7 protein-coding genes are annotated in these 11,289 nt (G+C 32.4%); 5 read left to right on the forward strand and 2 right to left on the reverse strand.

Features of this window, described 5'->3' with window-relative positions:
- The first annotated feature begins 106 nt into the window (after positions 1-106).
- The 3 genes from RR554_RS05295 (at position 107) to lepB (ending at position 2,553) form a co-directional block, all read left to right on the forward strand.
- A complete protein-coding gene (locus RR554_RS05295; protein ID WP_332463062.1) occupies positions 107-1,195 on the forward strand; it encodes a DUF916 and DUF3324 domain-containing protein in 1,089 nt (362 codons plus the stop codon).
- 239 nt (positions 1,196-1,434) lie between these two features.
- Positions 1,435-1,881 carry a hypothetical protein gene (locus RR554_RS05300; protein ID WP_332467558.1) on the forward strand — a complete coding sequence of 149 codons (447 nt, stop codon included), beginning with the start codon at positions 1,435-1,437 and terminating at the stop codon, positions 1,879-1,881.
- Positions 1,882-1,896: 15 nt separating this feature from the next.
- A complete protein-coding gene (gene lepB, locus RR554_RS05305) occupies positions 1,897-2,553 on the forward strand; it encodes a signal peptidase I (RefSeq protein WP_332467559.1) in 657 nt (218 codons plus the stop codon).
- 77 nt (positions 2,554-2,630) lie between these two features.
- Here lepB and RR554_RS05310 read toward each other — a convergent pair whose 3' ends face one another.
- The gene (locus tag RR554_RS05310) at positions 2,631-3,443 is read right to left on the reverse strand and encodes a metal ABC transporter permease (RefSeq protein WP_332467560.1); all 813 of its coding nucleotides are present in this window, start codon (positions 3,441-3,443) and stop codon (positions 2,631-2,633) included.
- Positions 3,416-4,096: a metal ABC transporter ATP-binding protein gene (locus RR554_RS05315; RefSeq protein WP_332467561.1), complete on the reverse strand. Its 681-nt coding sequence runs from the start codon at positions 4,094-4,096 to the stop codon at positions 3,416-3,418. The genes RR554_RS05310 and RR554_RS05315 overlap by 28 nt, the downstream gene beginning before the upstream one ends.
- A gap of 590 nt (positions 4,097-4,686) precedes the next feature.
- Between RR554_RS05315 and RR554_RS05320 the strand changes: the two genes are divergently transcribed.
- Entirely contained in the window at positions 4,687-8,253 is a 3,567-nt protein-coding gene (locus RR554_RS05320; RefSeq protein ID WP_332467562.1) for a pectate lyase-like adhesive domain-containing protein, read from the forward strand.
- Between the two features lie 713 nt (positions 8,254-8,966).
- A partial coding sequence (locus RR554_RS05325; RefSeq protein WP_332467563.1) for a pectate lyase-like adhesive domain-containing protein occupies positions 8,967-11,289 on the forward strand: 2,323 nt, incomplete at its 3' end.

The raw sequence follows: 11,289 nt of genomic DNA on the forward strand, positions 1-11,289 counted from the left end.
AGTTGATGATTTCAGAAACCAGGAAAGATTTTTCTTTTCTGGTTTTTTTATATTAATTAGTTTTTTATATTATATGAAAAATGAAAATACGTAAAGAGGAAAGTGTATGAATAATAATAGAAAAAAATTAAAAAACATATTATTTGCAAGTTTAATTTTTGTTTTTTGTTTAGTTAATAATAATCTTGTAGAGGCCGATGAATCTCAAAAACAAGTACCATTTCAGTACAAAATAAATTTCCCTGATAATCAAATGAATAAAGATGTGGGCTATTACGACTTAAAAATGGAACCGGGAAAAGAACAAGTTATTCAAATTGAGTTTAGTAACCCAGGGAAAGAAAAAACTGCCATAGGTGTTTCATTAAATAGCGCAAAAACAAATTCAAATGGTGTTATAGAATACGGTGATACCAAAATAAAAAAAGATAGTTCATTGAAGTTTGACTTTAAAAATATTGTTTCAGCACCAAAAAGAATTGAACTTAAGCCAGGTGAAACCAAAGATCTAGATATCAAAATAAAAATGCCTGAAACAGCATATGATGGTATTGTCACTGGCGGTATTCAGCTAATTCAAGAAAATCAAAACAATCTAGAAGAAAAAAATGGTTCTATGGTTTTAAATGAATATGCCTATGTTGTTGGAATGGTCTTGCAAGAAAATGATACTAAAGTAAAGCCAAAGTTATCTCTTAACTCTGTTAAGGCAGGTCAAACCAACTTCAAAAATAACATTTATATTAACTATTCAAATACAGAGCCGACGTTTGTTAACAACATGACAACCGAAGTTCAAATTAATAAAAAAGGCAATAGCCAAGTATTGTATGAAAGAAAACAAGCTAAAATGAGAATGGCGCCTAATTCGTTCATTGCTTTTCCAGTTGGAATGAATGGAGAAAAAATGGTTCCAGGTGATTACACAGCTAAAATTCTAGTCATAGCAGATGATGGCGTAAGAGAAGAATGGACAAAAGATTTCAAAATCACAGAAGAAGAGGCAGATAAGTTTAATGAACGTGATGTTGGTTTAGTGCAAGAAAGTGGTTTAAATTGGAAATTAATCATTATTATTATGGTTGGATTTTTTGCTTTAGTGATTGTTGTTTTTATTATGACAACATTAATTAGAAAAAATAAAGCCAAAAAATCATCTCACAAAAAAAAAGAAAGAAAAGGCAATCGTAAGTAGGTTTTGGGGGAACGAGGATGAGTAATTTAGAGAAACTATTTTTAGGTACTTTTATAAGCAGTCTGATTTTTTTATTATTAGCTTTAATATGTTTGTTTCTTTGGATCGTTCATAATAAACAATTAAAAAACAGCAAAAAAAAGAAATCAAAAAACAAAGTAAAACGAAAAAAGCAAAAAAAATTAATAGAGGTTTTAAATAAAAAAAAGAAAAAAGAAATGACTATGTTTTTGATTTTTATGTTTTTATTAATAAGTTGTGGTTTAGGTGCTTTTTACACGTCTTACTATCAGTCAATTAAATTGAGTCCAGAAGATAGTAATCATGTAATCAAAGGGTATTATTTACTTTCTGATTTTGAAAAACAGATGGAGTCAATAAAAAAAGGTGAAATAGATAAGGATAAATCAATTGAGAACATTCAAAATTTAGGTGGAAAAATGGCAAGTTATAGTGAATTGAAAGCAAATAGCTTGAATAAAGAAGAGGGACAAGTGAAAATTAATCGTTACTATAATGTTGTAAAAGAAATTGGGACAAATGCTATTCCTCAATCTCAAGATTTTTACGAAAATAAAGAACTCGTAGATGAATTTTTAAACGATATAAAAAAGGTTAAAGGCTATCAAACAGATATCTTTAATTATTATAAAATAAATAAAGATACTCTTAAGAAAAACGAATAAACTAGGATGATGTTTTTGAAAAATAAAAAAAAGCGTCAAAAGAGCAAAAATATGGTTAAAAAACATCGGAAAAACAGAGATATATCTAAAAGTAAAAAAACAAAACGACATCATAAAAATAATCGAAAAAACAAACAAACTTTTCCCTATGTATTAGCTTTTGATATTAGTGTATCGATAGTTATAAGCATAATAATTTTCGTTAGTGTATGTAGTTTTTTTCTATCAATTAAAACAGTTGAAGATAACTCTATGTTACCGATGATAAAAAATAATCGTCGAGTTTTAGTATTAAAAGAATCAAAAGAGATAAGACGATTTGATATTGTAGCTTTTAAAAATGGAAGTGTATTGGAGTTTAGACGAGTGATTGGACTGCCTGGTGAAACTATAAGATTTACTGAAGATAATCTTTATGTAGACGATCAGTTAACGGAAGAAAAATTTATTTTTCCCAAATTAGATGAATACAATAAAAAAGGAGAAGTTTTTACACAGTCAATGCAGGAAGAAAATGGCTTTCAAGTAAATAATATACCAGAAAAGTATTATTTACTTTTGGGAGATAATCGTCCGAACTCAACGGATAGCAGACATTATGGATTAGTTGAAAAAGATAAAATAAAAGGCAAAGTAACTTACTTGTTACACCCTTTAGAAAAGATAAATTAAAAGCTCATGAAACGTATTTTAATGCGTTTTATGAGCTTTTTTTATTTGTTTAATTTTGACAGTATATCTTTTCTTTTTTAGCTGCTCTTTTTCTTAAAGACGGATACAAGATTAACTAAAATAAATAAAGCAATGAAGACCAGTGTTATGGTAGCTCCAGGTGGTGTATCGAGTTGATAAGCACCAATAAGACCACTAATCATTCCGATAAATCCGACAATAATACTAATCACAATGACCCAACTAAACGTTTTTCCAAGTTTCATTGAAATGGTGCCAGGTAAAATCATGATAGCTGAAACTAAAAGAGCACCAGCAATAGGAATCATGACAGTAATAGCAACACCTGTTATCACGTTAAATAAAGTCGACAAAAGACTAACAGGTAGACCATCCACATGCGCTGTATCTTCATCAAAAGTTAAGACATACATCGGGCGTTTTAAAAAGATAAATAAAACTAAGACAATAACCATTAAAATACCAAGAATTTTAACTTGGGACCAATTAATAGTAATGATAGAGCCAAACAAGTACTGCTGGATATTCATGGAAGACTCACCTTTATTTAAGTTCATCAGAACAAGAGCAGTTGCTAAACCACCTGACATCAAAACGGCAGTTGAAACTTCAGAATAGGAACTATAAAGCTTGCGAATATATTCAAGAGCAAGAGCAGATAGGACGACGACAACAAGTGTTGTTAATGTCGGGTTAACATTAATGAAAAAACCTAACGCAATACCAGCTAGTGATACGTGAGACAGTGTATCTGCCAAAAGAGATTGTCTTCTTAACACAAGAAAAACCCCAAGCAGAGGAGCAATAACTGCCATAAATGAAGCCGCAATAAGAGCTCGTATCATGAACTCATATGAAAACATCTCCATTCTGTGTCCTCCTTTCTAACTAATTGGATATGACGATCCATGTATTCTTTAATATCCTCATGGTCGTGAGTGATCATTAAAATAGCTTTGTGATGAACATGGGCACTATGTCGAAGCAGGCGATAAAAATCACGACGAGATGATTCATCCATACCTGTAGTTGGTTCATCCAAAACAAATAAATCAGGATCAGAAGCGAATATGCGAGCTAAACAAATACGTTGTTTTTGTCCACCGGATAACTCACCAATTCTTTTATGCCTCATATCCCACATACTAACTGAATGAAGAGCTTTCTCTACATGTTCGTGGTCTTCATTGGTTAGACGCTTAAACCACTTCCCGTTGTTGTATCTTCCTGATTGAACTAATTCTAAGACTGTACTAGGAAACCCAGCATTAAAAGAAGCAATTTGTTGTGGGCTATAACCAACTTTTAGTGGTTTTCCTTCTATATTATTAGGAGAAATAGTTACTGTCCCATTTGCAGGAGTAAGTAGGCCTAATGTATTGCGAATGAGTGTTGACTTAGCTGCACCATTTTCACCAGTTAAGATAACAAACTCACCAGGACTTACGTGATAAGAAATATCTTGTAATACGGGCTCATCCCCGTAGTAAAAAGTTAAGTTGTTAACATCTATATAATTCATGAGAAACTCCTTTCTAACAAATCGTAACCGTTACAATTTGAGCAATGAAATCATAGCACTTTTTTGAAACAATGGCAACTAGTTTTACTTAATTCTATAAAAATTCATAAATGCTATTAGACATTCAGTTGATTTAATGATTTAAAAAAATAACATTTATAAGTTTTATTTAAAAACATTAGTTATTGTTAATGTTTAGTTTATTGAATAAATATCAAATTACTAATATTTACGCTAATTTAAAGAGAATGTCCAAGGTATTTAATGTTTTTTATTAAAAAAAAAATAGAAAATGAAAATGTATATACGCTGAATATTTTGTTAAATAGCTTTTTGAGTAAAATTAATGAATACATCTTATATTCAAAGATAGTTTAAAACGGCTTCAAAAATTCTTCACATGAAAGTCAAAAATAAGGAATAGTGTTTTAAATATAGAAGTTCAATCGAATTTTTATGCTTAGTTTTTAGTTATTGATTGAAAAAATATAGAAGGAGGTAAAATAAAAAACAAGTCAATGCTAAAAATCACTAATTGCTTATATCTTATACACAAGGTATAAAATATTAATATTGCTAGGAGGATGAGAATGAACCGAAAATGCAGGAACAGTCTTTTTTCAATAGCCATATTATTTTTAGGCATTATCATGTATGGAACTGAAACAGAGGCAATGACAGCATCGGTAAATGATTGGACGGATTTTAGAAATGCTATAAGTAATGCATCAGTAGATAAAATAGTCGTTAACGAGCCGATATTTGCAGGAGCGTCATTAGCAAGTGTTAATAGAGAAATTGAAATTGATGGTCAAAATAATTTGATTGATTTTAAAGGTCAAGCCTTAGCATTTAAAGCTGGTGGAAAAATAACTGTAAGTAACTTTAAATTTACGGGAACCGGGACTATTTTTACAGGAACAGAAGGGGAATTAATACTTAAAAATAAAATAATAGCCGATGACAAAAATACCGCTGGATTAGCTAATATTGGAGGTAAAAGCCTTGTAAAATTCGATGGTGCAGACGCTAAGTACTCAAGAGGTGAAAATACTACTGCCGGAATAACATCTAAAGATTTTGTTGTAACCAACGGGACAATAATTGATTCAACAGCTATATCTCTATATGAGTCAAAAGTCGATGGTGGAACAACAACAATTGATAAAGGTTCCAAAATTGAGGCGAAAAGTTTTGGACCAAAAGATAACAAGAGTGGACAAGTTTTTAAGTACAATAATGTTGCAGATATTTTTATTAAAGACTTAGGGACTGAAGTAAATCTTTCAGGTAATGTTTTTACTGATGGCAATGATGGCGCGTTATTTACTATTCAAAAAGATAATTCTTCGCTAAATGTTTTAGATGGAGCAAAGATGAATTTACTTAGCGAGCGAACCACAGCGTTGGTTATGTACAGTAGAAATGGCGTATTTAATGTGAAAAATGGTTCGGAATTGAACTTTACTTCCAACGGAAATAATAATGAATATGGTGGGACGATTCGATTTAGAGTTCGAGGTGAAAACACCTTTAATATTGAGGATAATTCTAAAATAAATATTTTGAAAACAGGTAAAAATAACGGGAATAAAAATGAGATACTTCCACCTGCAATCAGAATGTCTGGTGAAAATAACAAAGTAATTGTTAAAAACAATTCAGAATTTAGAGTGACAAATGAAGGAAATGTCAACGGAACAGATTCGAATTCTGGAGGAAATAGAGGCAATCAAGGGTTACTTTATAATAAAGGTGCAGGAAACCAATTTATTGTTGATGGAGCCAATTCAAGTGTTGACATTCAAGCTAAACATGGAGCCGCAATAGATGCCAAAAGTGCCGGGATTGACATTCAAGCAGGAGAAGATACTTATTTTGTTACTCGTGGAACAACGTCGAGTACTTCAGATGCTATTTTTAGCGCTGGAGTGATGAATATTAATATGTATAAACCAAAGTACTTTGACTTTTCTAGTAAAAATAGCCAAGTTTTTGATAACTCTAATGGTTCGAAGATGAAAACAGAAGGCTCTGATTTATCTGTTTGGAAAAAAGGTAGTGATTTACAAGGAAATCCATTCAATTCTTGGTCACTGATAGATTATTCATTATCAGGTGCTGATTATAATACGATAGATTCTTCAAATGATGAAGATTTCTTAAGCACATTTAATAAAATGTCAGATTATTCAAGAATCACCGCAAACAATCAAAGTGCAAAAGTAACTAGTATTCAGGTCCCAACTAATGCAGACCAGTACATTTACGTAAATACATCTGTTCCAGAAGGAAAGTATGATGAGGATCGCCCCGCGTATGATAATGAAGTTGGTGTACGCGTTGGGTTATACGATGAACAAGGTAAAGAGATAAATCAACTTACCGGAAGGACAACAACAGAAAAAATTTATGATGCAGATGATGAAAAATTAGGTGTTGTAAAAATACCTCTTCCTAAAAAAGAATTTTTCAAACCAGGTATGAGCGTAAAAGTATTATCTGCGTGGAGAGGCTCTGGAGATGAAAATTCGGATAAAGCACATATGAGTCATCCAGAAGATATTACAGCAAAAGAGGTTACAGCTGTTGATGTTACCCCGCCAAATCAAGTCACTCTTGATTCTAAAACTATAAGTAATAGTACGACTAAACTTTCAGGAACTTCAGATCAAGAAGGAGCTCGAATATTTCTAAAAAATAATGGTCAATGGATGAAAGATGAACAAGATAAGATTTTAACAACAACTGTAAAAAACGGGAAGTGGTCATTAACACTTCCAAAGGTACTAAGTAAAAATGATGTGTTTGAAATTTATGCTAAAGAAGATATGGCCATTGATAAAGCAGGCATCACATATCAATTGCCAGACACATATACCCAAGAGCCAAACGGTGTTTCTGGAAATTTAAATGTATCGGCAATTAATTACGGTCAATACCCAGGTTATCACGATGCAATGGGTGATAGTCGTTTTGATCCTTCGTTAAAATTAAGTGTATTGGACGCAATGCCATATACGCCAAAAATCACAAAAATAGCCAGAGCGTTAACGAAAGATGAAAAAGGTAATCAGATTCCACAGATTGAAGGGGATAAACCGGCTAATCCTGATGAATGGCAGGGAACAGTAACAAAAGTAAATAACACGTTATCTTACAGAATTGTTGTTCAAATCCCAGGAAGTATTGGTGAAGAGCAAGAGAAAGTGATGTATAACGCCAATGTTACGGATGTTATTCCTAAAGGGTTAGAATTTAATAAAGAGGATGTGAAAGTATGGAAGTATAAGAAGGATGATACTGACAATCTTCCTTTTAGATACCCGAGCAATCAAGTTGGAGAAGACGGTAAGCACCAACATAATATGGGAGATATTGATTTAGAGAAATCTGAAGCAACTGAAATAACAGATGCGATTATTAAGTATCAAGAAGATAAACGTCTCCTAACTGTTGGAATTGGGGATAAGACTATGACCCCTAAAGAAACAGAGTATGTTGGTAATAATGAGTATGGAGTCTTATATCCAGGAGAGAAAATTGTCATTGAAGTACCGACTAAAGTGACAGCAAAAGCAGTTAAAACTGAAATTCATAATAAGGCAATCGTTACTGGTAATTCAAGCATCATTAAAACAAACGAGCCTCTAGTTTATCAAGAAGTTACAGCTGAATCTAATGATGCGGTAAATCCAGGTGGTGATATAATCGGAGAATTACTACTTGTATCGGCGCCAAAAGAAATAACTTTTGCAAAGACTAAACTGATTGATTATAACAAGACAATAGGTTCAGATGAAACAAGTATCGATCAACCGTTGGTAGTGAAAGATACGTTAAAGGATAAAGACTGGAAAATAACGGTGAATCTAACGGAGGAAATGACTCATGAGGAAAATGGCGATGTGTATGAGTTGCCAAACTCTTTATTTGTTAGATACCAAAACAAAAATACAATGTTAATGCTGAATAATCCAGTAGACATTTATCAGTCTGATATAACAAGTGTCTCTAAAACAAAAGAAGAATTTAATATTTCAGATAGTTGGGGAAAAGCTGAAAATGAAGATGGTTTGAAGATGAAAGCATCAAAAATACCTCAAACAGGCGAATACCAAGGGGCTGTTGAGTGGACGTTAGAAAATACCCAGTAATAAGCAGACTCATATAGATATAAAGTGTTTCAAGTAGGTAGTTAAGTTCAAAAGAGGTTACTTCCTTCTATTGTATACGTCTAACAACACCAGTATTTATAGGGATGTTATTTTAGAGCATCAAACGCGAATATATGCTAATGAAAAATAATAATTTCAAAAAAATTTTTGCTCCTTTTATTAAATTCTAATTATTTGGATTTGAATAGAAAAAAGATATTTCTCTCTGATAAAAAAACGATTTAAAACACTTTTAAGTAACAAAGTGAATCTTAGTGAAAAATAATATGGATTAAATTTACAAAAAAGATAAAAAGGTTCCCGTTTATTGGCGAAGTGTGTGAAAACAGAAACGTTCGTTTTTTAAAAAAGAATATAGCAAGTGGTTAATAAGGCTGCAATAGGGTTTGTTATAGATTTTTATTTTTCGAAACCCATGTTACTACGTTCTTTATTACAATTTATTTTATAAAAAGTTGATTTTTAGTATGATAGAGAGTTATAATATGAAATATACTTCACTTGATATATTTTTAACAAATTTTATATGAAAAATATACAAGAATCTACTCAAATTACAATTTTAAGGATAGATATTATTTTTTTCACAAAAAATAAAAAAACTTTTAAAGTCAATCTATTGTGAAAGGTATTAATAATATTCCTTGATATTAGAAAAATGAAAATAGGATTTAAAAAAAGGAGGTAATGAAGTGAGAAAAAGATGGTTAGTGTTTTTGATGTCATTTGTTTGGATATTATTTTTTATCGGAACCAGCGTAGAGGCAAAAGAGGTACAAGTAACAAATTCAACACAATTTTATGACGCATGGATTGATAAATCAGTTACGAAAATAGAGCTGCTTAATGATCTTGATTATAGTGGCAAAAGTATGACTGCTAAAGCGGCTGAAAGAACAACAGATATTGAAATAAGTGGTAAAGCGCCTGGTAGAGAGTATGGATACAGGTTAAAACTAAATAACAATGCTTTCGAAGTTAGACCACCGACTACCGATTCCGGATTTGCTGAAATTCACATTCATGATATTGAAATGGAGAATAATGGAACGACAGCATATGGAACTAGAGGAGGAATTGTAGAGGACCATTACGGTGACGCAGGAAGCAATGTTACAGGAAATAAGTGGACTATAAAATTTGGTAATGTTAAAATTCCTGGCGGTTGGAGAGAATATACGCCTAGGTACGAATTTGACGCAAATGGCAATAGGGTATCTTATACGGACGCACAAAGAAAAACTAAGTTCAATGCACTTCCAGCACAAGAGCAGACAAAATATGGTGATGGGACGAGTGCTCGATTAGCTAGAACTACAAGAGCTCAAGTTAATATTTATGGAAAAATGAGTGTATTCACATTATCAGAGAATTTTTATACAGGTGGTTTGGATTTTGCAGAGGGTACTAATTATAATGGTGCAATAACGGATTCTAATTATTCAGCAATATGGTTTAGAAGTACTGTGCTCCCAGGTGATGCTGGCACAGGAAATTTTATTGTGCACGACAATGCAAAAGTTAAAGTTAGAAATACAGGGTCAGGAAGTGGCTATCCCGCTATTTACAGATTTGTCAGAAACATAGAGGTAGGAGAAAATTCTGAATTAACATTAACGGTTCCAGGTAATTCTCTTCAATTTGTCGGATCTAATCAGACGTTTACGGCTAAGAAAGGTTCTCGTGTAACTTTAGGAAGCACTGACGGCGATCCAAGTATAAAATTTGATGGAACTAATGGGGGCGGTGGAACAACAACACCAGAAACTTCAGGAAGTACGGCTACAAATGCAAAAGTTAATTTTGAGCCAGGCTCTTCTTTATTTATCATTGGTAATTCAAGTAGTTCCATGATAGATATGGCGAAAGGAACAAATAATTCAATCGTATTAGATGAACCACTTCAGTTTGATATTAGAAATACGGTTAAGGGTGCTAAAAATGTTGCATTAGAAATGGATACGGCTCGTACAGAATCTGGGAATAGTTTTCAAGTTATAAAGAGTAATATGGATTTTTGGGATGTTAATACTAACGTAAAAGAGACACCGCAGTATTCATATAACGATGTTCAGTCATTTTTAGCGAGACATACTAATAGGGCATTTGATTTTGTCACTACCGATTTACAAATGCAAAGCGAGCTTCCAAAAGCAAATGGTCGATTTGCAAGGATTACGGGACTGAACACAGTACCGATTGCTGAATTTCCAACAATTGTCACTGATGCTGATAAAAAAAATGAAAAAGCGGTCAGAGTGAAATTAGGTGAAGTTCCTGACGATAATGGGATGGATAATAATGGTAATTTAACCTTCGAACCAATTTATGCAGGTAAGGACCAAGCAGAGGTAACGGTAAGTGACACTAAAAACACATTTCCTGAGAAAAAGTTATTAACTAATGTTAATGGTTATACTCCATTAAATAATCCAAATTATTATTCTTCAGGAACTCAGTTGAAAGTAAAGGCACGAAGATCAGGTCTAGTAGGAGCAAATCAAGTATCACCAAATGTCATAGATGCTACACCACCAATTATTATGAAACCAGAAAATTTACTTACATCACTTACTGTTAACACTAGAAAAATGAAGGCAGAAAAATTAGAACCAGGTGCTGTTGTTTATGTCAAAGTAAATGGTAACTTGGCACAAGATAATGGAAAAAATAATAAAGTAGATGAGAACGGTAATTGGTCATTTAATATGCCTTCTCGTTTAAATGCCGGTGATATTGTAACTTTCTATTTAGAGGACACTAGTAAAAAAATGCCAGAAACGATAGCTTATCAATTAGATGATCCGTTTTTAGGTGTAGTTGAAAGAACATCGAAACTAAATGGCGCGGCTCCTAGTACAAATAATAATAATGGAAATATAAATCCAGATGGCGACCTTGTATATGCTGACGCAATTTTTAATGGAGTAACAAAATTTAAGGTGGCAGATTTAACTCCACCAACTCCTAAAATCAATAAAATTGCCCGTGCGTTGACTAAAGACGATAAAGGAA

The sequence above is a fragment of the Vagococcus sp. genome (assembly GCF_036639995.1).
Taxonomy (GTDB): domain Bacteria; phylum Bacillota; class Bacilli; order Lactobacillales; family Vagococcaceae; genus Vagococcus.